The 23,243-nt window shown below is 67.0% G+C and carries 18 protein-coding genes and 2 pseudogenes; 6 read left to right on the top strand and 14 right to left on the bottom strand.

The features are described 5' to 3' along the window. The 6 genes and pseudogenes from BEMPMBAN_RS04260 to BEMPMBAN_RS04235 all read right to left on the bottom strand — a co-directional run. Positions 1-215 (bottom strand): annotated as a pseudogene (locus tag BEMPMBAN_RS04260) (DUF2339 domain-containing protein); the annotation flags it as partial. Between the two features lie 43 nt (positions 216-258). After that, entirely contained in the window at positions 259-948 is a 690-nt protein-coding gene (locus BEMPMBAN_RS04255) for a response regulator (RefSeq protein ID WP_159229134.1), read from the bottom strand. Beyond that, positions 915-2,039, bottom strand: a complete 1,125-nt coding sequence (gene macS, locus BEMPMBAN_RS04250; protein ID WP_234897282.1) for a MacS family sensor histidine kinase — start codon at positions 2,037-2,039, stop codon at positions 915-917. Before macS ends, BEMPMBAN_RS04255 begins: the two co-directional genes overlap by 34 nt. Then, a complete protein-coding gene (locus BEMPMBAN_RS04245) occupies positions 2,036-2,788 on the bottom strand; it encodes an amino acid ABC transporter ATP-binding protein (RefSeq protein ID WP_159229154.1) in 753 nt (250 codons plus the stop codon). The genes macS and BEMPMBAN_RS04245 overlap by 4 nt, the downstream gene beginning before the upstream one ends. Positions 2,789-2,811: 23 nt before the next feature. After that, positions 2,812-3,723 carry an amino acid ABC transporter permease gene (locus tag BEMPMBAN_RS04240; protein WP_159229133.1) on the bottom strand — a complete coding sequence of 304 codons (912 nt, stop codon included), beginning with the start codon at positions 3,721-3,723 and terminating at the stop codon, positions 2,812-2,814. Between the two features lie 19 nt (positions 3,724-3,742). Further along, positions 3,743-4,660 (bottom strand): ABC transporter substrate-binding protein, encoded by a 918-nt coding sequence (locus BEMPMBAN_RS04235; protein WP_200845866.1) that lies wholly within the window; start codon positions 4,658-4,660, stop codon positions 3,743-3,745. Positions 4,661-4,853: 193 nt separating this feature from the next. Between BEMPMBAN_RS04235 and BEMPMBAN_RS04230 the strand changes: the two genes are divergently transcribed. The 6 genes from BEMPMBAN_RS04230 (at position 4,854) to BEMPMBAN_RS04205 (ending at position 11,701) form a co-directional block, all read left to right on the top strand. Continuing rightward, positions 4,854-5,501: an HdeD family acid-resistance protein gene (locus BEMPMBAN_RS04230; protein WP_234897281.1), complete on the top strand. Its 648-nt coding sequence runs from the start codon at positions 4,854-4,856 to the stop codon at positions 5,499-5,501. Positions 5,502-5,576: 75 nt separating this feature from the next. Next, positions 5,577-7,031: a cytochrome ubiquinol oxidase subunit I gene (locus BEMPMBAN_RS04225; RefSeq protein ID WP_159229131.1), complete on the top strand. Its 1,455-nt coding sequence runs from the start codon at positions 5,577-5,579 to the stop codon at positions 7,029-7,031. A gap of 9 nt (positions 7,032-7,040) precedes the next feature. Then, positions 7,041-8,081, top strand: coding sequence for a cytochrome d ubiquinol oxidase subunit II (gene cydB / locus BEMPMBAN_RS04220; RefSeq protein ID WP_159229130.1), 1,041 nt, complete (start codon positions 7,041-7,043; stop codon positions 8,079-8,081). Between the two features lie 65 nt (positions 8,082-8,146). After that, positions 8,147-9,694, top strand: a complete 1,548-nt coding sequence (gene cydD, locus BEMPMBAN_RS04215) for a thiol reductant ABC exporter subunit CydD (RefSeq protein WP_159229129.1) — start codon at positions 8,147-8,149, stop codon at positions 9,692-9,694. Continuing rightward, positions 9,681-11,213: an ATP-binding cassette domain-containing protein gene (locus BEMPMBAN_RS04210; protein ID WP_159229128.1), complete on the top strand. Its 1,533-nt coding sequence runs from the start codon at positions 9,681-9,683 to the stop codon at positions 11,211-11,213. The genes cydD and BEMPMBAN_RS04210 overlap by 14 nt, the downstream gene beginning before the upstream one ends. Continuing rightward, positions 11,210-11,701: a DUF4190 domain-containing protein gene (locus tag BEMPMBAN_RS04205; protein WP_159229127.1), complete on the top strand. Its 492-nt coding sequence runs from the start codon at positions 11,210-11,212 to the stop codon at positions 11,699-11,701. Before BEMPMBAN_RS04210 ends, BEMPMBAN_RS04205 begins: the two co-directional genes overlap by 4 nt. Here the strand turns inward: BEMPMBAN_RS04205 and BEMPMBAN_RS04200 are convergent. The 8 genes and pseudogenes from BEMPMBAN_RS04200 to BEMPMBAN_RS04165 all read right to left on the bottom strand — a co-directional run. Next, positions 11,685-12,590, bottom strand: a complete 906-nt coding sequence (locus BEMPMBAN_RS04200; protein ID WP_159229126.1) for an acyl-CoA thioesterase II — start codon at positions 12,588-12,590, stop codon at positions 11,685-11,687. The two genes, BEMPMBAN_RS04205 and BEMPMBAN_RS04200, sit on opposite strands and share 17 nt — an antisense overlap. 16 nt (positions 12,591-12,606) lie before the next feature. After that, on the bottom strand, positions 12,607-14,025 hold the full coding sequence (pyk, locus tag BEMPMBAN_RS04195) for a pyruvate kinase (RefSeq protein ID WP_159229125.1): 1,419 nt from the start codon (positions 14,023-14,025) through the stop codon (positions 12,607-12,609). Between the two features lie 27 nt (positions 14,026-14,052). After that, a complete protein-coding gene (locus tag BEMPMBAN_RS04190) occupies positions 14,053-15,561 on the bottom strand; it encodes a glutamate synthase subunit beta (protein WP_159229124.1) in 1,509 nt (502 codons plus the stop codon). Then, a complete protein-coding gene (gltB, locus tag BEMPMBAN_RS04185) occupies positions 15,554-20,101 on the bottom strand; it encodes a glutamate synthase large subunit (RefSeq protein WP_159229153.1) in 4,548 nt (1,515 codons plus the stop codon). Before gltB ends, BEMPMBAN_RS04190 begins: the two co-directional genes overlap by 8 nt. Positions 20,102-20,185: 84 nt before the next feature. After that, positions 20,186-20,596, bottom strand: coding sequence for a DUF2752 domain-containing protein (locus BEMPMBAN_RS04180; protein ID WP_159229123.1), 411 nt, complete (start codon positions 20,594-20,596; stop codon positions 20,186-20,188). Further along, positions 20,586-20,990: an NINE protein gene (locus BEMPMBAN_RS04175; RefSeq protein WP_159229122.1), complete on the bottom strand. Its 405-nt coding sequence runs from the start codon at positions 20,988-20,990 to the stop codon at positions 20,586-20,588. The genes BEMPMBAN_RS04180 and BEMPMBAN_RS04175 overlap by 11 nt, the downstream gene beginning before the upstream one ends. 29 nt (positions 20,991-21,019) lie before the next feature. Beyond that, positions 21,020-22,579, bottom strand: coding sequence for an HNH endonuclease signature motif containing protein (locus BEMPMBAN_RS04170; RefSeq protein ID WP_159229121.1), 1,560 nt, complete (start codon positions 22,577-22,579; stop codon positions 21,020-21,022). 133 nt (positions 22,580-22,712) lie between these two features. Next, positions 22,713-23,243: pseudogene (locus tag BEMPMBAN_RS04165) on the bottom strand (hypothetical protein); the annotation flags it as partial.

Here is a 23,243-nt window from a genome sequence, read left to right as displayed (position 1 = left end):
GGCGGCGGGGATGGCTGCGGAGGCCAAGCCGGCGGGGGTGGCACCGGCGGCTGGTAGCGGGGCCGGTACTGCGCCGGCGGCTCCGGGACCGCCGGGCCCCCCGCGAGGATCCGATCCAGCGCGGCGAGATCAGCGGACACCCTGGCGAACTGGTGGGACATCGCGGCGAAGTCCCCGGAGAGCCGGTTGATGACGGCGGCGTGCGGTTCGGTCATGCCGTCATCGTCGCAACGGAAAACCGACAACGGATGAGTACAACTACTCGTCGAGTCCGTGTTCGATGGCGTACCGCGCCAACTCCACCCGGTTGCCGACCTGCAGCTTGCGGAACGTGGCCTGCACGTGGTTCTCCACCGTGCGGTGGCTCAGCGACAACCGCGACGCGATCTGTTTGGCGGTCAGCCCCTTGGCGACATAGCGCAGCACTTCTGTCTCGCGCTCGGTCAGCGTGGGCACCGCCGGCTCGGCCGATCCGGCGGAGTCCCTGGCGATCCGGCGGTACTCACCCAGCACGAGGCCGGCTAGCCCCGGGGTGAAAACGGCCCGTCCGGCAGCGGTGGCCCGAACTGCCTCGGCCAGCTCCTGCTTGGACGCGCTCTTGACCAGATACCCGAGGGCACCCGCCTTCACCGCCTCGAGGACGTCGTCACGCTCGTCGGACGCCGAGAGCACCAGGACGCGCGAGGACGGGGACACCGTAAGCACTTCAGCTGTCGCCTGCGCACCGTCGCCATCGGCCAACCGCATGTCCATCACCACCACGTCCGGCCGCACCACCGCCGCGCGCCTTTTCGCCGAGGCCACGCCGTCGGCGGTCGCCACCACGTCGAAGCCGTCGTCGGCGAGGTCCCTGGCGACCGCGTCGCGCCATATCGGGTGATCGTCGACGACCATCACGGTCGTCGCGCCTCCGGTCACCGGGATCGCCTCGGCACGGTCAGCTCCCATTCCGTCCCCGACCCGGACCCCGTGTTCAGCTCGGCCCGTCCACCCAACCAATTCATGCGTCCTACAATCGATTTCGCAATCCCGACCCGCCCCTGGTCGACAGCCTCCTGAAGGCGGCCCGCAGGTATACCGACGCCGTCGTCGCGCACGCTGACCGTGACGGAGTCACCGAGATCCTCCAGCAGAACATACGTATGGGCGCCGGGCCCGGCGTGCATCTCGGCGTTGTCGAGCGCGTTGCACACCGCGGCGAGCAGTTCATCTGCGACCGCCGAGTCGAGCAGGACCGGGTCGGCGGGCACGCTGACCGCCACCCGATCGGAGGCCCGCCGACGCAACAGCGCCCCGATGTCCGAGGTCGCTGCGTCCGGCGGTTCGGCTCCCCGCGCACTGACCAGTCGGCGCAGGGCCCGCTCCTGCTCCCCGGCGAGCTCGGCAAGTTGGGCGGTCTCGCCGCCGATTTCCCGCCCGCGGCGCGCCATCAGAGCCAGCACCTGGATGGCACCGTCGTGAACCTGCCTGGACAGCCGCTCCCGTTCCTCGAGCGACGCCGAGAGCCGGGTGGCGCGCTCCAGATCGGCGTGCGCGCGGCGGGCCGTCTGGGCCGCCATTCCGACCGCAAGGCCGACCGCCAGCTCGATGACAATCGTCGCGTTTCGGCTCAGGTCGATGTGGACGTATCCCTTGAGCGCGGCGCTGGCCGCCATCACCAGCAGACCGGTCAGCATGCCGGCGATCGGGCCGAACTGGATCGCAGCGGAGATCGTGGCGTTGGTCGCCCACAGCGTGGTCGGCAAGGACTGGTTGCCCGCGACCCACTGATCGGAGGCGATGAGTTCGGTCAACAAGATCAGCGTCACGACGACGGCGATCTCGGTGAGGACCCAGGCGGGCCTGCGCCCGAAACCCTGCAGATACGCGGCGGCGGACACGACGCTGAACACGATCAACACCGCGAACAGCAACCAGCCGGCCGCCGGGTGCTCCAGTTCCGGGTTGACCAGAAGGTGAAAGCCCAGCGCGTAGAGGCAACTGAGCAGACGAAACACCTGTGCGGCCCGCCACAACGGTGTGGCCGGGTCCGGCGTCACATCACCTTGGAGAGAAACGCTTTCGTCCGTTCGTGTTGCGGGTTGGTCATCACCTCGATGGGGTCGCCGCGCTCGACCACGACGCCGGCGTCCATGAACACCACCTCGTCGGCGACCTCGCGGGCGAAGCCCATCTCGTGGGTGACCACCATCATCGTCATGCCTTCGGAGGCGAGGGTTTTCATCACTGCCAGCACCTCGCCCACCAGCTCGGGATCCAGTGCCGAGGTGGGTTCGTCGAACAGCATCAGCTTAGGATCCATCGCCAGTGCCCGCGCGATCGCGACCCGCTGCTGCTGACCGCCCGACAACTGCGCCGGGTAGGCGTCGGCCTTGTCGGCCATCCCCACCTGCTCCAGCAGATCCTTGCCCCGCTTCACCGCAACACTGTTCTTTACACCCTTGACCCGTACTGGCGCCTCGACGATGTTGCCGAGCGCGGTGCGGTGCGGGAACAGGTTGAAGTGCTGGAACACCATTCCGACCTCGCGGCGCTGCTTGGCGACGTCGCCCGGTTTCATCTCGTACAGTTTGTCACCGCGCTGCCGGTACCCGACCAGGTCGCCGTCGACGTAAAGCCTTCCCGCAGTGACGGTTTCAAGGTGGTTGATGCAGCGCAGGAAGGTGGATTTACCGGACCCGGAGGGGCCCACCAACACCAGCACCTGGCCCTGCTGGACTTCGAGAGTGATGCCCTTGAGCACCTTGAGCGCGCCGAAGTCCTTGCAGACGAGTTCCGCCTTGACCATCGGCTGCGACGTTCCGGATACGGTCACAGGCCATCGCCTCCTTGCGCTTTGGCCAGCGCATCGAGTTGCTTGGTGGTCAGCGTGCGGGACGCGCCTCGGGAGAAGTGCCGTTCCAGGTAGTACTGGCCGACCATCAGGATGCTGGTGATGACCAGGTACCAGGTGGCTGCCACCATCAGAAGCGGCACGGGCTCGAAGGTCCGCGCGGCGATCTCCCGGGTGGCGATGCTGTACAGGTCGAACGAGTACGGCACCGCGGTGACCAGCGACGTGGTCTTGAGCAGGCTGATGACCTCGTTGCCGGTCGGCGGGATGATCACCCGCATCGCCTGCGGGAGCACCGTGCGCCGCATCGCCATGCTCCACGACATACCCAGCGCCGTGGAGGCCTCCATCTGCCCTTCTGGCACCGAGGTGATGCCCGCGCGGATGATCTCGGCCATGTAGGCGGCTTCGTTCAGGGCCAAACCGACGATCGCCAGCGCGAACGGGATGGACAGGGCCTGCAGGTCGAACTGCAGCAGCGACGGCCCGAACGGGACCCCGAGCTGGAGGTTCCGGTAGATCGTCGGGAACAGCCCCCAGAACGCCAGCTGCACGTACACCGGGGTGCCGCGGAAGATCCACAGGAAGACCCACGACACCGCGCCCAGCACCGGGTTGGACGACAGTCGCATCACGGTCAACGCCACCCCGAGCACGATGCCGATCGCCATCGAGTAGACGGTCAGCTGCAGGGTGTTGAACACCCCGAGCAGGATCCGCTCGTTGAACAGGTACTCGGAGTAGGTCGACCACCCGTATGCCGGGTTGGTCGCGGCGCCGTACAGGAACAGCCCGACCAGCACGATGATGACAACCGCCGCCACCCAACGCCACGGGTGGCGCAACGGGACGGCGTCGATGGCTTCCGGCGGCTTGCCGACATCGGTCATGTCTGTTGCCCCCGGCGGGTCAGGAGACCGCGCCGTTGATGACCGGCTTCTCGATCATGCCCTCCTCGAGACCCCAGTTCGCCGCGATCTCTTCGTAGGTACCGGTCTCGATCAGGTGCTCCAGAGCCTGCAACAGCGACTGGGCCAGCGGCGAACCCTTCTCCACCGGCCAGCCGTAGGGTGCCGAATCGAACACCTCACCGGCCTGCTCCAGCTTGCCGTTGGTCTGCTTGATCGCATACAGCGTCACCGGCGAATCCGCCGACATCGCGTCGGCCTGACCGAGGACCACAGCGTTGGTCGCGGCATCCTGGCTGTCGAACGGGATGATCTCGATCGGCGGCTGACCTGCCTCGGTGCACGCCTGACTGCGGGCGGGCAGTTCGTCGGTCTCCTGGACCGTCGTCGCCTGCACCGCGACCTTCTTGCCGCATGCGTTCTCCGGATCGATGCCTCCGCCGACCGGCTGCGCCCACAGGGTGCCCGCAGAGAAATAGGTGACGAAGTCGACCTGCTCCTCGCGCTCCTTGCTGTCAGTGAACGACGACATCCCGACGTCGAACGTACCGCCCTGGATCGACGGGATGATCTTGGCAAAGTCGGCCTCGCGGTACTCGGGGGTCAGCCCCAGGGTGCCGGCGATCGCGTTCATCAGGTCGACGTCGAATCCGACGATCTTGCCGTCGGGATCCTTGAACTCGTTCGGGGCGTAAGGGATGTTCACCCCGATGATCAGCGTGCCTGCCGACCTGATGTCCTCGGGCACGGTCTGTGCGATCGCGTCGACCGTCTCGGCCTGTGGGGCCTCGGTCGGCGCGGACGGGTCGCTGGGCTCAGAACTGCTCGAACAACCCGACAGAGCCAGGGCGCCGGTGGCGGCGAACGCCGCCGCGATACGCCAGAACCTGGGCCGGCGGTCTTGGAATTCACCCAACACGGTTGCCTCTACTTTCTGCTTCGGGTCGTCAGCGTCTTGCGCCTGGGTCCCCGCGTATTCCCCAGCCAAGGACGTTAACGACCGATGACCCGACGCGCAGCGCCGGTAACGAGACATTAACGACCGTGTGGAGACATCACAGCCGTACTGCGAAATCAAGCTGGGGCCCCGCGGCGTGTGCGACACTTCGCGCATGGAAACCGCCGCTCCCCCAAGCATGTTGCAGCATCTGTGGAAGAACACACTGTTTTCCGGGGTGCTCGCCGTGATCCTCGGCGTGATGGTGCTGGCCTGGCCCGGTATCACCATCCTGGTCGCGGCCATCTTCTTCGGTGCCTACCTGTTGATCACCGGCATCTCGCAGGTGTTCTTCGCGTTCAGCCTCCACGTGTCGGCCGGTGGCCGGGTGCTGCTGTTCATCAGTGGCGCAGCGGCTCTCATCCTGGCTGTGCTGTGCTTCCGCAGCCTGCAGGAATCCATCCTGCTGCTTGCCATCTGGATCGGGATCGGCTTCATCTTCCGTGGCGTGGCCACAGCGGTGTCGGCGATCAGCGACCCCACACTCCCCGGCCGTTGGTGGGAGGTCTTCATCGGCGTGATCAGCCTGATCGCCGGCGTGATCCTGCTGGCCTCTCCGTTCGAGTCGCTGGCGACGCTGACCATGGTCGTCGGCATCTGGCTCATCGTGATCGGCGTCTTCGAGGCGGTCTCGGCCTTCGGCATCCGCGCGGCCAGTAAGACGTTGGCCGGACCGATAGAACCGACAGAGCCGACAGAGCCGACAGAGCCGACAGAAGAAGTCACGACGTCATCGCCTGAACAAGAGGCCAAAAGCCCCTAGCACCATCGGCCGGAATAGCTACTACACTCTGTCGTAGATGTAGTAGGTCGATCGGTCGAACCCCGGGAGTGGCACATGGATGCACTGGACGTGTCGCGTTGGCAGTTCGGTATCACCACCGTCTATCACTTCATCTTCGTGCCACTGACCATCGGGCTCGCTCCCCTCATCGCGGTCATGCAGACGGTGTGGGTGGCCACCGGAAACCCGGCCTGGTATCGATTGACCCGGTTCTTCGGCAAGCTGTTCCTGATCAACTTCGCGATCGGCGTGGCCACCGGCATCGTGCAGGAGTTCCAGTTCGGCATGAACTGGAGTGAGTACTCCCGGTTCGTCGGTGACATCTTCGGTGCGCCGCTGGCGTTCGAGGGTCTGATCGCGTTCTTCTTCGAGTCCACCTTCATCGGGTTGTGGATCTTCGGCTGGAGCCGGCTTCCGCGGCTGGTGCACCTGGCGTGCATCTGGATCGTCGCGTTCGGCGTCAACGCCTCGGCGTTCTTCATCATCGCCGCGAACTCGTTCATGCAGCATCCCGTCGGTGCCAGATTCAATCCGGAGTCCGGCCGGGCCGAGCTCGTCGACTTCGGCGCGCTGCTGACCAACAACACCGCGATCTGGGCATTCCTCCACGTGATCGGTGCGTCGCTGCTGACCGCCGGCGCGTTCGTGGCCGGGGTTTGTGCGTGGCTGATGGTCCGCTCACGCGCCGGAGAGGGCGTCGAGGCGCAGACCATGTACCGTCCTGCGGCGATCCTCGGCAGCGTCGTCGCGCTGATCGCCGCGGTCAGTCTGCTGGCAACCGGAGACGTGCAGGGCAAGCTGATGTTCGTCCAGCAACCGATGAAGATGGCGTCCGCAGAATCGTTGTGCCACACCGAAACCGACCCCGACTTCTCGATCCTGACCGTGGGTACGCACAACAACTGTGACAGCATCACCCGCGTCATCGAGGTGCCCTACGTGCTGCCGTTCCTGGCCGAGGGCGAGTTCTCGGGTGTGACCCTGGAGGGAGTCGAGGACCTCCAGCAGCAGGCTGAGCAGCAGTTCGGGCCCGGGAACTACCGGCCCAACCTGTTCGTCACCTATTGGGCCTTCCGGGCGATGATCGGACTGCTGCTGGTGCCCGTAGCGTTCTCGCTGTTGACCCTGTGGCTCACCCGGCGGCGACGGATACCCGACCAGCGGTGGTACGGCACGTTGGGCATTCTCACCATCCCGACACCGTTCCTGGCGAGCTCGGCGGGCTGGATATTCACCGAGATGGGCCGTCAACCGTGGGTGGTGGTGCCCAACCCGACGGGCGACCAGATGGTGCGAATGACGGTGCAGGACGGCGTGTCCAACAACGCCGCCGGGACGGTGCTGTTCTCACTCGGGGTGTTCACGCTGCTGTACGGCGCCCTGGCGGTGGTGTGGTTCTACCTGATGCGCCGCTACGTCACCGAAGGCCCGCAGGAGCATGACTCAGAGCCGGCCCCGCCGACACCACCCGACAAGGACGACGTCGCACCGTTGTCTTTCGCCTACTAGGAGATCGTCGTGCCACTTCACGAACTGTGGTTCTACCTGATCGCCGTGCTGTTCCTGGGTTTTCTGGTGCTCGAGGGATTCGACTTCGGGGTGGGCATGTTGATGGCCCCGCTGGGCTCGAGCGGCGAAGGCGATCCCGATGATCGTCGGCGCGCGGTGCTCAACACCATCGGGCCCGTCTGGGACGGCAACGAGGTGTGGCTGATCACCGCCGGCGCCGCGATGTTCGCGGCTTTTCCCAACTGGTATGCCACGCTGTTCTCGGCGCTCTATCTCCCTCTGCTGGCAATCCTTTTCGGGATGATCCTGCGCATCGTCGGAATCGAGTGGCGCGGCAAGATCAACGATCCACAGTGGCGCCGTTGGGCCGACATCGGCATCGCACTGGGTTCGTGGCTGCCCGCCATCCTGTGGGGGGTGGCCTTCGCGATCCTGTTGCGCGGCCTTCCCATCGACGCCGGCGGGCAATCCCTTGCCGGTGTCGGTGACGTGCTCAACCCGTACACGCTGCTCGGCGGACTGGCCACCGCCTCGTTGTTCGCGTTCTACGGATCGGTGTTCATCGCGCTGAAGACCTCCGGGGTTCTTCGTGAGGATGCGTTGCGGTTCGGCCGAGGGTTGTCGGTCCCGGCGATCGTGCTCGCCGGCGGTTTCGGGCTGTGGACCCAACTCGGCTACGGGAAGTCGTGGACGTGGCTGGCACTGGGCGTCGCGGTGGTGGCGTTGCTGGTGTCGGTCGCCCTGGTGTGGCGCGGCACCCGGGAAGGCTGGGCTTTCGCGTCGATGGTGCTCGTCATCGTCGCGGTGGCGGTGCTGATCTTCGGGTCGATGTACCCGAACCTGTTGCCCTCCACCCTGAACGCCGATTGGAACGTCACCATCGAGAACGGCTCGTCGACCCCGTACACGCTGCGGATCATGACATGGGCATCGCTGGCGCTGCTCCCGCTGGTGATCGGGTACCAGGCCTGGTCCTACTGGGTGTTCCGCAAGCGGATCAGCGCGGACGGCATACCCGAGTCCATCGGATTGTCGAGGCGCCCGAACTGACGACCGAACCGGAATCTGCCTCGCGCGCCCCGATAGACCCGCGACTGTGGCGGGTCTCTGGAGCGATGCGGCGGTTCCTGGTCGCCACGACGGTGTGCGGTGTGCTGACCGCGGCGTGCACCATTTCCTCGGCGGTGGTGCTCGCCGGCATCGTCGCCGAGGTCATCACCGACCCCGCGTCCCGCGCACTCGACCAGCACGTCGGCCCCATCGTCGTCCTGTCGGCGTTGTGGACCGTCCGCACCCTGATCCAGTGGCTGCAGGGCAGGCTCGCGCAGCGCGGCGCGAGCTCGGTGATCGCCGATCTGACCGATCAGGTGCTGACCACCGCCACCGCTCTGCCACCGCGTGAGCTCGCGCGGCGCCGCGATGACGCCGCCGTCGTCGTGACCCGCGGACTGGACGGATTGCGGCTGTATTTCACGACATACCTGCCGTCACTGTTCCTCGCCGCGATCCTCACCCCGGCCACCGCCGCGGTGATCGCTGTGTTCGACTGGCAGTCAGCAGTGATCGTGCTGATCGCGCTGCCGCTGATCCCGATCTTCATGGTGCTGATCGGCCTGGCGACCGCGGAGAGGTCTGCGGCCGCCCTGACCGCGATGTCGACGCTGCAATCCCGACTGCTCGACCTTGTGGCCGGCCTGCCCACGCTGCGCGCATTCGGACGTGCCCAGGGGTCGGTGGTCCGCATCGCTGAACTCGGTGAGGCACATCGCCGTTCGGCGATGGCGACGATGCGGATCGCCTTCCTCTCGGCGTTGGTACTCGAACTGCTCGCGACCCTCGGGGTGGCGCTGGTGGCGGTCAGCGTCGGCATGCGACTGGTGTACGGCGAGATGACGCTGGTAGCGGGCCTGACCGCGCTGCTGCTGGCGCCGGAGGTCTTCTGGCCGCTGCGGCGCGTCGGTGCGGCATTCCACTCCGCCCAGGACGGAAAAACGGCTGTGGAGGCGGCATTTCAGTTCATCGATGCGACCGCTTCGCCCCCGACGGGCACCCAGGACGTGGTCGCGCCGGTGACGGTGCAGATCGAGGATCGAGCGGCGCGGCCCGGCGAGGTGACGGTGCTGACCGGTCCGAACGGGATCGGTAAGACCACGTTGCTGCAGACGATCCTCGGGCTGGAACCCGTGGGAGCGATCAGGGTCAACGGTGTCGAGGTCGCCGAGCTGGATCTCGCGCGATGGTGGTCCAAGATCGGGTGGCTGCCCCAGCGGCCGGTGCTGATTCCCGGCACCGTGCAACAGAACCTGGAACTGTTCGGCCCGCTGCCCGACCTGACGGCGGCGTGTCGGCTGGCCTGCTTCGACGACGTCGTCGCCGACCTGCCCGACGGGCTGCAGACCGTGATCGGGCGCGGCGGCGTCGGCCTGTCGTTGGGCCAGCGGCAGCGCCTCGGGTTGGCGCGGGTGCTCGGCTGCGCGGCGCCGGTGCTGCTCCTCGACGAACCCACCGCCCACCTCGACGCGCCGACCGAGGACCGGGTGCTGCGCGCGATCAGCGCACGGGCCGCCGACGGCGCCACGGTGATCGTCGTGGGGCACCGCGGGCCGGTGCTGGCCATCGGCGACGACGTCATCGACCTGGGAGCCGTTCGTGTCGCGCCTTGAGGCCAGGGCCTGGAGCCTGCTGCGGCCGCGACTGCCCCGGGTGCTGATCGCCGTCGGGTTCGGGGCGGGGTCTCTGGGCAGCGCGCTGGCGCTGGCCGGGGTGGCTGCGTGGCTGATCACCAGAGCGTGGGAGATGCCGCCGGTGCTGCACCTCACGGTCGCCGTGGTGGCGGTCCGCGCACTGGGCATTTCACGCGGCGTGCTGGGCTACTGCGAACGGCTGGCGTCGCACGACACCGCGCTACGCGCTGCGAGCACCGCCCGTGAGCAGCTCTTCAGTCGGCTGGCCACCGGCCCGGTGGACGCTGTCATGCGGCGGCACAGCGGTGACCTGGTGGCGCGGGTCGGTTCCAACGTCGACGACCTTTCCGACGTGCTGGTGCGCGCCGTGGTGCCGAGCTGCGTGGCCGCGGTTCTCGGAGTGGCGGCGGTCGCGGTGATCGCGGTGATCTCCCCGGGTGCCGCCGTGGTGCTGGCCGCCTGCCTGGTGATCGCGGGAGTGCTCGCCCCGGCGCTGGCCGCACGGGCCGCCTCAGCGGCCGAGACGGTGGCGGTCGAGCACCACGCACGCCGGGACACCGCGGCGATGCTCGCCCTCGAGCACGCCCCCGAACTGCGGGTGAGCGGCAGGCTCGCCGGTGTCCTCACCGAGTCCGGTGACGAGCAACGCCGATGGGGACGCGCCATCGACCGGGCCGCCGCTCCCGCCGCCGTGGCGGGGGCGGCGCCCACTGCCGCGGTCGGGATCAGCGTGATCGGCGCACTGATCGCCGGCATCACGCTGTCCGACTCCGTCGCCCCGACCACCGTCGCGATCCTGATGCTGCTGCCGCTGTCGGCATTCGAAGCCACGGCGACGCTGCCCGGTGCGGCGGTGGCACTGACCCGGGCCCGTATCGCCGCCCAGCGGCTGCTGGCACTGGAAACAGCCCCCGATGACGATCGCCGCCCGGTGGTGGCTCCGCTGGAGCTGGCGCCGGGCGCCCGGGTCGCCGTGGTCGGCCCGAGCGGTTGCGGCAAGACCACGCTGCTGATGCAGACGGCGGGTCTGCTGCCGGGCACCGCACCGCAGGGCGTGTTCTTCGCCGAGGACGCGCACCTGTTCGCCACCACAGTGCGCGACAACCTGCTGGTCGCCCGCGGTGATGCCACTGACGACGAACTTCGCTGTGCACTGCACAAGAGCGGACTCGGCAGCTGGCTGGACGGGCTGCCCGACGGGTTGTCCACCGTCCTCGTCGGCGGCGCGGCCGCGGTGTCCGCGGGGCAACGCCGCCGGCTGTTGCTGGCGCGGGCGCTGCTGTCGACGGCGTCCACCCTGCTCCTGGACGAGCCGACCGAGCACCTCGACAGCACCGATGCCGACCAGATCCTGGTCGACCTGCTCACGCCCGGAGCGATGTTCCCCGCGGACCGTACCGTGGTCGTCGCCACCCACCACCTGCCCGAGACGCTGCCCGGCAGAGCCGTCTGTACCACCGTCGCCCTCGCTGTCCAGCGAGTAATCTCACCGGCATGAGCGAACCGCCGCCTCCTCCTCCCCAGTACGGCGCGTACCCGGGCGGCTATCCCCCGCCATACGGCTCGTACGGCTCGTACGGCTCGTACGGCGGCTATCCCCCGCCCGCCCCGTCGGCGCCCAAGAACGGCCTGGGCGTGGCGTCACTCGTGGTCGCGATCGTCAGTCTGTTCACCGTCTTCGGCGGCATCGTCCTCGGAGTGGTGGCGATCATCCTCGGTTTTCTGGGCCGTGGCCGAGTCAACCGCGGCGAGGCCACCAACGGCGGCATCGCGACCGCCGGGATCGTCCTGGGCGCTCTGAGCATCCTGGTTTCCATCGCCGCGATCGCCTTCGCGGTGTGGGGCTTCAACGAGGTCGGCGGCGGCGACTACATCGACTGCATCAGCCGAGCCGGATCCGACCAGCAGGCCATCGAGGACTGCGCCAACGAGTTCACGCAGCGGGTGGAAGACCAGTTCTCCGTCACGGTCAGCCCGACGCCGTAGGCCTCGCGCCCGACTTGCGTGGCGGGAAGTACTTGACGATCCCCTCCTGCACGACGGTGGCCAGCGGCTGACCGGACCGGTCGTAGAAGTGGCCGGTCCCCAGACCGCGCGAGTCCGCCGCCACCGGTGACCTCGTCGAGTACAGCACCCAGTCGTCGAACCGCAGCGGCCGGTGGAACCACACCGAGTGGTTGGTGGTGACGGCAAAGATGCGGTCGTGCCCCCACGACAACCCGTGGGTGGTGATGATCGAGTCCAGCACCGTGGTGTCCGACGAGTACACCAGCGCGGCGCCGTGCAACACGGGATCGTCGGGCATCACACCGCGGGCCTTCATCCAGACCCGGTTGTGGGTGAGCCGGTCGCCCTTGTCCCGCATCACCCACGCCGGATCGTTGGTGTAGCGCCACTCGATCGGGCGCAGCGCGTTCGCGAAGTGCGGCACCACGTCCTCGTAACCACGCAGCAGTTCATCGATCGGCGGCAGCTCATCGGGATCGTCCGGCGACGGCGGTTCGGCGCCGTGCTCGAGTCCGCTGCCACCGGTCAGGTAGGACACCATCGCGGTGGTCAGCAACTGCCCCTTCTGCATGACGTCGACGCGCCGGTTGGCGAACCGGCGTTCGTCGCGCAGCCGGACGACGTGGAACTCCAGGTCGAGCGCGGGGTCCCCGCCGGCGATGAAGTGCGCGGACAGCGCGCTCGGCGTCAACGGGTTGGCGAGGGTGCGGCCGGCGGCGACGAACGCCTGCGCCATCATCTGACCGCCGAAGGTGCGGATGGGGTTCTTGCTGGGATGAGCACCGGTGAAGGTGTCGTCGTCGACCTGATCGAGGTGCAGTATCGCCAGCAGCTCGTCGAAGTCGGCGGCCGACTCTGACTCCGGCACGCATTACCCCCTGTGACTAGACGTCGTCCTCCCCGATCCGGTGCACATGGATCAGATTCGTGGAGCCTACTGTGCCCGGCGGAGCCCCCGCGACGATGACCACCAGGTCCCCGCGCCGGTAGCGGTCCATCTCCAGCATCGACTTGTCGACCTGACGGATCACGCCGTCGGTGGTCTCGATGTGCGGAACGACGAAGGTCTCGGTGCCCCAGGTCAGGGCCAGCTGGCTGCGCACCTCGGGTAGCGCGGTGAACGCCAGCACCGGCAGCGGCGTGTGCAGCCGGGCCAACCGGCGCACCGTGTCACCGGATTGGGTGAAGGCGACCAGCGCCTTGGCGTCGAGGCGTTCGCCGATGTCGCGGGCGGCATAGGAGATCACCCCGCGCTTGGTGCGTGGCACGTGGGTCAGGGGTGGCGCCGCGACCGAGTTGTCCTCGACCGCGCTGATGATCCGGGCCATCGTCTTGACGGTCTCGAACGGGAACTTGCCCACCGAGGTCTCCCCCGAGAGCATCACCGCGTCGGCGCCGTCGAGCACCGCGTTGGCCACGTCGGAGGCCTCGGCCCGGGTGGGGCGGGAGTTCTCGATCATCGATTCCAGCATCTGGGTGGCAACGATGACGGGTTTGGCGTTCTCCCTGGCCATCTGGATGGCACGCTTCTGCACGAGGGGAACTTCCTCCAACGGCAGCTCCACGCCCAGATCACCACGGGCCACCATGATCGCGTCGAAGGCGAGCACGATCGCCTCGAGGTTGTCGATGGCTTCCGGCTTTTCGAGTTTGGCGATCACGGGGACCCGCCGGCCGACACGGTCCATCACCTCGTGGACCAGTTCGACGTCGGCGGGCGAACGCACGAACGACAGGGCGACGAGGTCGACACCGAGCCGCAGCGCGAACTCCAGGTCTTCGATGTCCTTCTCCGACAGCGCCGGGGCGGAGACACTCATCCCGGGCAGCGACATGCCCTTGTTGTTGCTGACCTTGCCGCCTTCGGTGACCGAGCAGACCACGTCGTTGCCGTCGATGTGCTCCACCACCAGGCCGACGTTGCCGTCGTCGACCAGCACCCGGTCCCCCGGGCTGGCATCCTGCGCCAGCCGCTTGTAGGTCGTGGACACCCGGTCGTGGTTGCCCTCGAAGTCCTCGATGGTGATCCGCACCGTCTCACCGTTGGCCCAGACGACGGGCCCGTCGGCGAACCGACCCAGCCGGATCTTGGGTCCCTGCAGGTCAGCCAGGATTCCGACGGCGTGTTTGGTGCTGTCGGAAGCCGCTCGGACCCGCTTGTAGTTGGACTCGTGGTCGGAGTAGTCGCCGTGGCTGAAGTTCAGCCTGGCGACGTCCATTCCGCACTCGACCAGCTTCCTGATCGCCTCGTCCGAGGCAGTGGCGGGGCCGAGCGTACAGACGATCTTTCCGCGTCTATTCACGGGTGTTGAGCATAGTCGTTAATCGATTCAGACGACGGCCAGCGGCAGTGCACCGGGCCTGACCGGCGCGGGAAGGTCCGACTCCCCCATCAGGTAGCTGTCGACGGCATGCGCGGCGCTGCGGCCCTCCGCGATCGCCCACACGATCAGCGAGGCGCCGCGGTGGGCGTCACCGCAGACGAAGACCCCAGGGGCGGTGGTCTGCCAGTCCTGCCCGCACGGCACCGCCCCGCGGCGGTTGAGCTCCAGCCCCAGACCGTCCAACAGCGGCATGTGCTCCACGCCGTCGAAACCGATCGCCAGCAGTGCCAGCTCACATGGGATCTCCAACGAGTCCCCGACCGGCACGATGTGGCGCCGTCCGGATTCGTCGCGCTCGACCTTGACCTCGGCGATCTCCACGGCCCGGAGGTTGCCCTGCTCGTCGCCGAGGAAACGTTGCACCGCCACCTGATAGCGGCGGTCACCGCCTTCGGCGTGGGCGGGCGACAGACGGGTCCGCAGCACGATCGGCCACGTCGGCCACGGCGACCGCGAGTCGTCGCGCAGCTCGGGCGGTTCGGGGTTGTAGTCCAGCTGGGTCACCGACGCGGCGCCCTGCCGGTGTGCGGTGCCCAGGCAGTCCGCGCCGGTGTCGCCGCCGCCGATGATGACGACGTGCTTGCCCGCCGCAGAGATCTCGCTGGCACCGTCGCCCTCGCATTCCTTGTTGGCGGGCACCAGGTGCTCCATCGCCAGGTGCACGCCGGCCAGGTCCCGTCCCTCGACCTCGTTGTCGCGGGCGCGCAGCGCTCCGACCGCCAGCACGACGGCATCGTTCTGGGCTCGCAGCTGTTCGATGGGCAGGTCGACTCCCACCTCACAGTCGGTGACGAAACGTGTTCCTTCGGCTCGCATCTGGGCGAGACGCTGGTTGAGTATGGACTTCTCCAGCTTGTACTCGGGGATGCCGTATCGCATCAGCCCGCCGATCCGGTCGTCACGCTCGTAGACGGTAACGTCATGACCGGCCCGGGTGAGTTGCTGCGCCGCAGCAAGACCCGCGGGACCGGAGCCGACGACCGCGACGCGTTTACCGGTGGAGATTGCCGCGGGCTGCGGTTCGATGATGCCGTCCATCCACGCCTGGTCGGCGATCGTCTGCTCGATCCGTTTGATCGTCACACTGCCACCGGTCTGCTCTTCGGCGATCGACAACACACACGCGGCCTCGCACGGGGCAGGACACAACCGGCCGGTGAACTCGGGGAAATTGTTGGTGGCGTGCAACCGGTCGCTGGCCGCGTCCCAACGCCCCCGCCGGACCAGGTCGTTCCATTCAGGGATCAGGTTGCCCAGCGGGCATCCGGCAGTCCCGGAGTGGCAGAACGGGATACCGCAGTCCATGCAGCGGCGGGCCTGCTGGGACACCTCGCCGGCACGCTGGTGGGGATCCTGCTGTTCGTACACCTCGCGCCAGTCGCCGACCCGCTCGTCGACCGGACGCTTGGTCGCTTCGACCCGGTGCACCTCGAGAAAACCATGTGGATCAGCCACGGCTCGCCTCCATGATCGCAGCGTCGACGTCGCGGCCCTCGGCTTTCGCCATCCGGGTCGCCTGCAGCACGCGCTGGTAGTCGCGCGGCATGACTTTGGTGAATTGCGCACTGCGCCGTGGCCAGTCCGAGAGCACCGATGTGGCCACCGTGCTGCCGGTGTGACGCGCGTGCTGCGTGATCACCGCACGCAACCACACCAGGTCCTCCGGGTCGAGGCGCTGCAACTCCACCATGTCGGTGTTCACCCGCTTGGGTTCGAGGCCCAGGACGAACGCGATCCCGCCGGACATGCCCGCGGCCATGTTCCGACCGACTCGGCCGAGCACCACGACGCGGCCGCCTGTCATGTACTCGCAGGCGTGGTCGCCGACACCTTCGACGACGGCCAGCGCTCCGGAATTGCGCGCGGCGAACCGTTCGCCGACCTGTCCGCGCAGATACACCTCCCCCGAGGTCGCACCGTAGAGCAGGGTGTTGCCTGCGATCACGTTGTCCTCCGGCAGAAAGAGCACATCGTCCTGAGGTCTGACGATCACCTTTCCTCCCGAAAGCCCCTTGCCCACATAGTCGTTGGCGTCACCGATGAGCTCGAGGGTGATCCCGGGCGGCAGGAATGCACCCAGAGACTGGCCCGCCGAGCCGGTGAGCGTCACGTGGATGGTGTCCTCCGGTAGCCCCTGCGCCCCGTAACGCCTGGTGACCTCGCTGCCGAGCAGCGTTCCCACCGTGCGGTTGACATTGCGGATGGGCAGATCCAGGCGCATCGGATGCGCGTCCTCGAGTGCCCCTTCGGCGAGCTGGATCAGGGTGCGGTCGAGAGCGTGGTCGAGGCCGTGATCCTGGCCCCGCACCCTCCTGCGCTGCGTCAACCGGGCGCCGTGGGTGTCCGTGGGGACCGCGAAGATCGGGGTCAGATCCAGGCCCTTGCTCTTCCAGTGCGCCACACCGATATCGGTGTCGAGAACCTCGGCGTGCCCGACTGCTTCGTCGATACTGCGGAACCCGAGTTCGGCCAGGTACTTTCGGATGTCCTCGGCGATGAACCGGAAGAAGTTCTCGACGAATTCAGGCTTGCCGTTGAACCGCGCCCTCAGCTCCGGGTTCTGGGTGGCAACCCCCACCGGGCAGGTGTCGAGGTGACACACCCGCATCATGATGCACCCGGCCACCACCAGCGGCGCGGTGGCGAAGCCGAACTCCTCGGCGCCCAGCAGCGCGGCGACGACCACGTCGCGCGCGGTGCGCATGCCGCCGTCGCACTGCACGGTGATCCGATCGCGCAGGCCGTTGAGAACGAGGGTCTGCTGGGTGTCGGCCAACCCGATCTCCCACGGCGCCCCTGCGTGTTTGAGGCTGGTCAGCGGCGCTGCACCGGTGCCGCCGTCGTAGCCGGAGATCAGGACCACGTCGGCATGCGCCTTCGACACCCCGGCCGCGACGGTGCCCACTCCCACCGAGCTGACCAGCTTGACGTGGATGCGGGCCTCGGAGTTGGCGTTCTTCAGGTCGTGGATCAGCTGGGCCAGGTCCTCGATGGAATAGATGTCGTGGTGCGGCGGCGGCGAGATGAGGCCGACGCCCGGGGTGGAGTGTCGGGTCTTGGCGATGTTGGGATACACCTTGTAGCCGGGGAGCTGACCGCCCTCACCGGGTTTGGCACCCTGAGCCATCTTGATCTGGATGTCGGTGGCGTTCACCAGGTAGTCACTGGTGACCCCGAAGCGACCGGAGGCAACCTGCTTGACGGCGCTGCGGCGGCTCGGGTCGTACAGGCGGTCGACGTCCTCGCCGCCCTCACCGCTGTTCGACCGGCCGCCGAGGTTGTTCATCGCGACCGCCATCGTCTCGTGGGCTTCCGCAGAGATCGAGCCGTAGCTCATCGCGCCGGTGTTGAACCTGCTGACGATGGACTCGACCGGTTCGACCTCCTCCAACGGCACCGGCGGCCGAAGGTCCTTTCGGAACTCGAACAGCCCCCGCAGCGCACCGCCTTCCCGCGCCAGCCGGTTCACCTCGTCGGAATAGTTCTGGAAGACCTCGTAGCGTCGGGTGCGCGTCGAATGTTGGAGCAGGAAAACCACTTCGGGCGTGAAGAGGTGCAGTTCGCCTTCGCGCCGGAAGGCGTACTCGCCACCGACCTCCAGACGTCGGTGCACCCGTTCGGTGGGATTCTCCGGGTAGGCACGGCGATGACGCAGTTTGACCTCTTCGGCGATCACGTCGAGGCCGATTCCGCCGAGTTGCGAGGGGGTGCCGCTGAAGTACTCGTCGATGACGGCCTTGTCGATCCCGACTGCTTCGAAGGCTTGCGCACCGGTGTAAGAGGCGACCGTGGAGATGCCCATCTTGCTCATCACCTTCATGACACCCTTGCCCAGCGCCTTGAGGTAGTTGCGAACCGCGGTGGCCACCTCGATCCCGGTGAGCTCACCCTCACGGATGAGGTCCTCGATGGACTCGAAGGCCAGATAGGGGTTGACCGCAGCGGCACCGAACCCGATCAGCATCGCAATGTGGTGGACCTCGCGGGCGTCACCGGTCTCGACCACGAGGGCGACCGTGGTGCGTTGCTTGGTACGCACCAGGTGGTGGTGTACCGCCGACACAGCGAGCAATGACGGAATCGGGGCTTTGGTGTGGTCGGAATCCCGGTCCGAGATAACCAGCGTCCGGGCACCTTTGGCGATCGCATCGCAGGCCCGCAGCCTGAGGTCTTCGATGGCTTCAGCCAGGCCGTCACCGCCGCGTTCGACGTCGTAGAGGGCCCGCAAGACCGCGGTGCGCAGGCCCGGTTGCTCGCCGTCGTGGTTGATGTGGACGATCTTGTTGAGTTCGTCGTTGTCGAGGACCGGCCAGCGCAGCACGATCTGGCGGCACGAGGCCGCGGTGGGTTCGAGCAGGTTGTGCTCCGGGCCCATGACTCGTGACATCGAGGTGACCACTTCTTCGCGGATGGCGTCCAGCGGAGGGTTGGTCACCTGGGCGAACAGCTCGACGAAGTAGTCATAGAGTTGCTTGGACCGCTGCGACAGCACCGCGGTCGGGGTGTCGGTGCCCATCGACCCCAGGGGTTCGGCTCCCGACGCCGCCATCGGCGTGAGCAGGATTCGCAGGTCCTCCTCGGTGTAGCCGAAGGCAACCTGTCGGCGAACCACCGATTCATGGTTGGGCGCAACCCGGGCCCGGTCGGGCAGCGTCTTGAGGTCGAGCAGTCCGGCGTGCAGCCATTCACCGTAGGGTTCGGCCGCGGAGAGCTCGGCCTTCACCTCGTCGTCGGACACGATGCGTCCGGCACCGGTGTCGATCAGGAACATCTTGCCCGGCTGCAGGCGCCCCTTGGCCACGATCTGGGCGGAAGGCACGTCCAGCACACCACTTTCGCTGGCGAGGATGACGCGGTCGTCGATCGTGCGCCACCAGCGTCCCGGGCGTAATCCGTTGCGGTCCAAGACAGCTCCGACGAGCGTTCCGTCGGTGAAGGTGACACAGGCAGGCCCGTCCCACGGCTCCATCAATGAGGCATGGAACTGCCAGAAGGCCCGCTCGTCAGGATCCATCGAGGTGTTGTTCTCCCACGCCTCCGGGATCATCATCAACACGGCATGGGGAAGGCTGCGCCCACCGAGATGCAGCAGCTCCAGGACCTCGTCGAAGGACGCCGAGTCGGACGCCTCGGGCGTGCAGATCGGCGAAAGTCTGCTCAGGTCACCGGGAATGCGTGCGCTGCCCAGCATGGCTTCACGGGCGTGCATCCGGTTGCGGTTGCCGCGGACGGTGTTGATCTCACCGTTGTGAGCGACGAACCGGAACGGGTGAGCCAGGGGCCACGACGGAAAGGTGTTGGTGCTGAAGCGGCTGTGCACGATCGCGATCGCGCTGACGCAGCGCTTGTCACGCAGGTCCGGAAAGTACTGGGGCAGTTGCATCGTCGTAAGCATGCCCTTGTAGACCATGGTGCGGCTGGAGAGCGACGGGAAGTACACGCCGGTGCGCTCGGCACGCTTTCGCATCGGGAACACCCGGCGGTCGAGGTCGATGCCGGCCAGCTTGTGTTCGGGCGCGGCGACAAAGAGCTGGGACATGTGAGGCATACAGCCCAGTGCGGTGACGCCGATCTCGGCGCCCTCGGCGTCGACGGGAACGTCGCGCCAACCCAGGACCTCGAGTCCCTCCTCTGCGGCGGCGGCTTCGACAGCGTCGCGGGCGGCGGCGCGGGCGCCGGGTTCCTGCGGAAGGAAGCAGATCCCGGCGGCGAAAGTGTTCGCGCCGTCGTCTGCGGGCGGCGGAAGTTCGAATTCGACGACCTCACACAGCAGGTCAACCGGTAGCTGGATGAGAATGCCCGCCCCGTCACCGCTGTTGGGTTCGGCGCCTGCCGCTCCGCGGTGCTCGAGGTGCTCCAGTGCGACCAGGCCGTCGGTCACGACGGAATGTGATCGGCGTCCCCGGATGTCGGTCACCATCGCGACACCACAGGAGTCCGACTCGTTGTCGGGGTCGTACAAGCCTTGAGGTTCGGGCAATGCCGAAAACAGCATGGACATAGGCCTCCGCAGTCCTGAAATTTCCTGGTCAGGGACTGCACCGGCCCGTTGATCGAGTGTATCAGCGCGAAGCGGTGGCTACCCGTCGAGAACTGTCGGGACCAGCGGAAATCCAGGGAGATTGCGCACCACGGTCCACGTCACCGCTGCGGAAATGATCACAATGAACGTGGGAACGTTCAGTGCTGGCTTTCCTTGACTCCGGCGCACCAGCACCCAGACCAAGAGCAGCGGCAGGCCGATGAGCAGGAAAGCGTTGTCGACGAACGCGGTCGCCAAGTCGCCATGCAGAAGGTCGTGGGTCATCCGGAGTCCGCCGCATGCCGGACAGTTCAATCCGGTCAGCGCTTTGAAGGGGCACGGCGGGAACACGAAACTCGTGCTGTGTGGATCGCCGAAGCCCACGTAGGCGAGGCCGCCGGCGACCACTGCGCCCGTGCCGAGCGCCGTGTAGAGCCTGGTGGGGCTGGACGTGCTGCTAGGTGCCATCGCGCAGGGGTCGTCCCTCCGGATCCCGCACCTTGTCGGTGAGGATGAGGACGGCGTCGATGATCCCCCAGATAACCGCACCGATACCGCAGGTGATCAGTCCGACGACCAGCTGCGCGATACCCAGGCCGGTGTAACCGAGATAGATCCGGCCGATGCCGACCAGCCCCAGCAGGCCCAACAGCTGCAGTAGCCCGGCGACCACCTTCGACTTCTCCGACAGCGGTTCACCTGTCATCGGATGGCGACCGTAGGGCGCAGCCGGGTCCATATAGGGATAGGGATACTGACCTGCCGGCGGCGGGTACTGGCCCGGCGGTGGATAACCCGGCTGCTGCGGCGGGGGCGGGTAGGAATTGCCACCGTCATTGCCACTGAACTGGGGCTCCGTCATTCCCCCAGCATGCCAGAACCCGACCAGCCTCAGAAGGGTGGTGGTTCGTCGGGGTCTGAGGTGGTCAGTGGCGGCGGCTGCCAGTCGGCGGGCAGTTCCTCGGGTTCAGCTGGGTCGTTGACCCACCTGGCGAAGGGGCTCTTACTGGGCTTGGTCTCAGTCGTCTCACCATGAAACAGCACCCGCATTCGGCGGAAATGATTGCGCCATTGCCGGCCGTCGATCTCCCGGGCCGCCTCGCGATTGCGGTAGCGGTGATACTCGTTGACCGGGCGGCGCTCGGCCAGCCGCTTGCGCGCTTCGGCGATCCGCTTGCGATCACGGTCGGATCGCGGCCTGGACTGGCGTAGTTCGGGGAACACCTCAGCACCCCCGGGGCTGGTCGAATAGGTCTGTCCGGCCGGGGAGGTCCATACGATCGTGCCGTCCGCGAGCTGACGATCACACCAGCCGCCAAATGTCTTGATTCGGTGATGTTCTCGGCAGTAACACGCCAGATTCCACGGCACCGTCAGCCCGCCCGTCGCTGGGTCAGCATGGTTGAACGGCTCGGTATGGTCCACATCGCATCGCACTGCCGGCACTGTGCACCCGGGGAACCGACACGTCAGATCCCGGCAACGAACCCAGCGGTCCAACGCCGCCGAAGGTCGATATCGCAGCGCTTCACAGTCGCTCACCGAGGGCTGGGCGACCTGTCGGTGCACCGCATCGGTGGCCAACTCACGCACCACATCGGCGTCGATCACCCCGAAGCCGGCCAGATATCCCGGCGCCTGACCGTCCCCGGCCACCGTGGACGCGGGAGCGATCACATTCATCACCGCTCTGGTTGCCGGCGCCGGCGATTGCACCTCGCGGTACTGGCAATCCGGGCTCTCACACATGCAGGCCAGGCCCACCCCGTCCACCAACGCGTCCACCGCATCGGCACGGCGTTGCTTGAGGGTCCGGGGATCCTTGGCGCACACCTGTTTGGCGAGCTCGGAGAGCCGTCTGTCGAATGCCGCCCCAGCCTGAGCGGACATGTTGGCCCGCACCCGGGCCATCCCGTCGAGACCTGTAGTCACATTCACACCGCGCTCGTCGAAGGCCACTACCCGACGCTGCTTGGCCGCATCGGCGTCAATGGTTTTGACCTCGTGGTCGACAGCGTCGATGATCCCCTGCCGCGACCAGCACCGCCACCGACCGACCTTGTCGGCCAACACCGCATCCAACGCCACGCACTTCTCCTCATCGACCAACTCGGTGCGTGTGATCACCACCTCCACGGTGGCCCAATCCACCCGTCCGGCCGCCAGTAACGCCGCGAGCCGAGGCAGCCGACAGTCCAGCACCTCGGCCTGCATCACCACGTGCCGTGCGCCGGCAGCGGTCATGTTCAGCGCTGCCGACACCTCCGCCGTCGTACGCGCGAACCCGGCGATCATCGACCGGGCGTCTTCATCAATGGCCAGTTCCTCTTCAACTCGCAGGCCCAACAGCTGGGCCACGGCAGCGAGCTTCCGCGCCATCTGCATCGACTCCAGACGATGTGCATCCTCGACGACGGCGACAAGTTCCCCGGGAGACAGCTGATCGAACATACATTCGATTATGGATCACGGGTCTGACATTTTCGTGCCATGTCTCAAGACATCGGTGACAGTTCTGACATTTTCGGATGAAATTTCCCCGGTAGTTCATGCTCACCGCCACTGCCCTGCCGGGAATGCTGTCTCAGCGATTCCTGCGTCGACGTAGCCACTGGCGGACCCTGCCGCCCGACGGAAAGGAAGTACCGCCGGCGAAGCTCTCGTTGCTGCCGGTCAGCGAATCGGACCGGCTGGCCGTGTCAGAGTTCTCATCGTCGGGTTCTGGCTCGACCTCAGCGGCCAAAGCCTCAGCTACAGAAGCACCTTCGGCGGCAACCTCGTCGGGGTCAGGTGAATCCGGGGTGTGCCCGACGTCCTCGGCCGCCGCCTCGCCGGAGTCGTCAACCTCGTCGAGGGACTCTTCGGACTCATCCTCGTCTGAGTCAGGTTCAGCCTTCAATGCCTCAGCTACAGAAGCACCCTCGACCGCGATGCCGTCACCGTCTTCTATCACCGACTCCTCGGTGGCGGGCTCGGGTTCTTCGGCGTCCACCCCAGCGACCAACGCCTCCGCGTCCGCCTCACCGACCGCGGCGACCTCATGAGCCTGCGAAGCCTCCTCGGCAGCCTCACCCACCTCGTCACCCTCAACCGAACCCACACCACCAACAGCCCC

Source organism: Mycolicibacterium austroafricanum, from assembly GCF_902705885.1.
GTDB classification, from domain to species: Bacteria; Actinomycetota; Actinomycetes; order Mycobacteriales; family Mycobacteriaceae; genus Mycobacterium; species Mycobacterium vanbaalenii_A.
Note: the sequence above shows the minus strand (reverse complement) of the source record. Positions and strands in the feature narration are given on the sequence as shown.

Bases quoted from the DNA above. Each gene is read 5' to 3' on its own strand.
- BEMPMBAN_RS04255 (WP_159229134.1), bottom strand. From the start codon at position 948: ATGGGAGCTGACCGTGCCGAGGCGATCCCGGTGACCGGAGGCGCGACG.
- BEMPMBAN_RS04245 (WP_159229154.1), bottom strand. From the start codon at position 2,788: ATGGTCAAGGCGGAACTCGTCTGCAAGGACTTCGGCGCGCTCAAGGTG.
- BEMPMBAN_RS04240 (WP_159229133.1), bottom strand. From the start codon at position 3,723: ATGACCGATGTCGGCAAGCCGCCGGAAGCCATCGACGCCGTCCCGTTG.
- BEMPMBAN_RS04230 (WP_234897281.1), top strand. From the start codon at position 4,854: ATGGAAACCGCCGCTCCCCCAAGCATGTTGCAGCATCTGTGGAAGAAC.
- BEMPMBAN_RS04225 (WP_159229131.1), top strand. From the start codon at position 5,577: ATGGATGCACTGGACGTGTCGCGTTGGCAGTTCGGTATCACCACCGTC.
- cydD (WP_159229129.1), top strand. From the start codon at position 8,147: ATGCGGCGGTTCCTGGTCGCCACGACGGTGTGCGGTGTGCTGACCGCG.
- BEMPMBAN_RS04205 (WP_159229127.1), top strand. From the start codon at position 11,210: ATGAGCGAACCGCCGCCTCCTCCTCCCCAGTACGGCGCGTACCCGGGC.
- gltB (WP_159229153.1), bottom strand. From the start codon at position 20,101: ATGCTGTTTTCGGCATTGCCCGAACCTCAAGGCTTGTACGACCCCGAC.
- BEMPMBAN_RS04180 (WP_159229123.1), bottom strand. From the start codon at position 20,596: ATGGCACCTAGCAGCACGTCCAGCCCCACCAGGCTCTACACGGCGCTC.
- BEMPMBAN_RS04175 (WP_159229122.1), bottom strand. From the start codon at position 20,990: ATGACGGAGCCCCAGTTCAGTGGCAATGACGGTGGCAATTCCTACCCG.
- BEMPMBAN_RS04170 (WP_159229121.1), bottom strand. From the start codon at position 22,579: ATGTTCGATCAGCTGTCTCCCGGGGAACTTGTCGCCGTCGTCGAGGAT.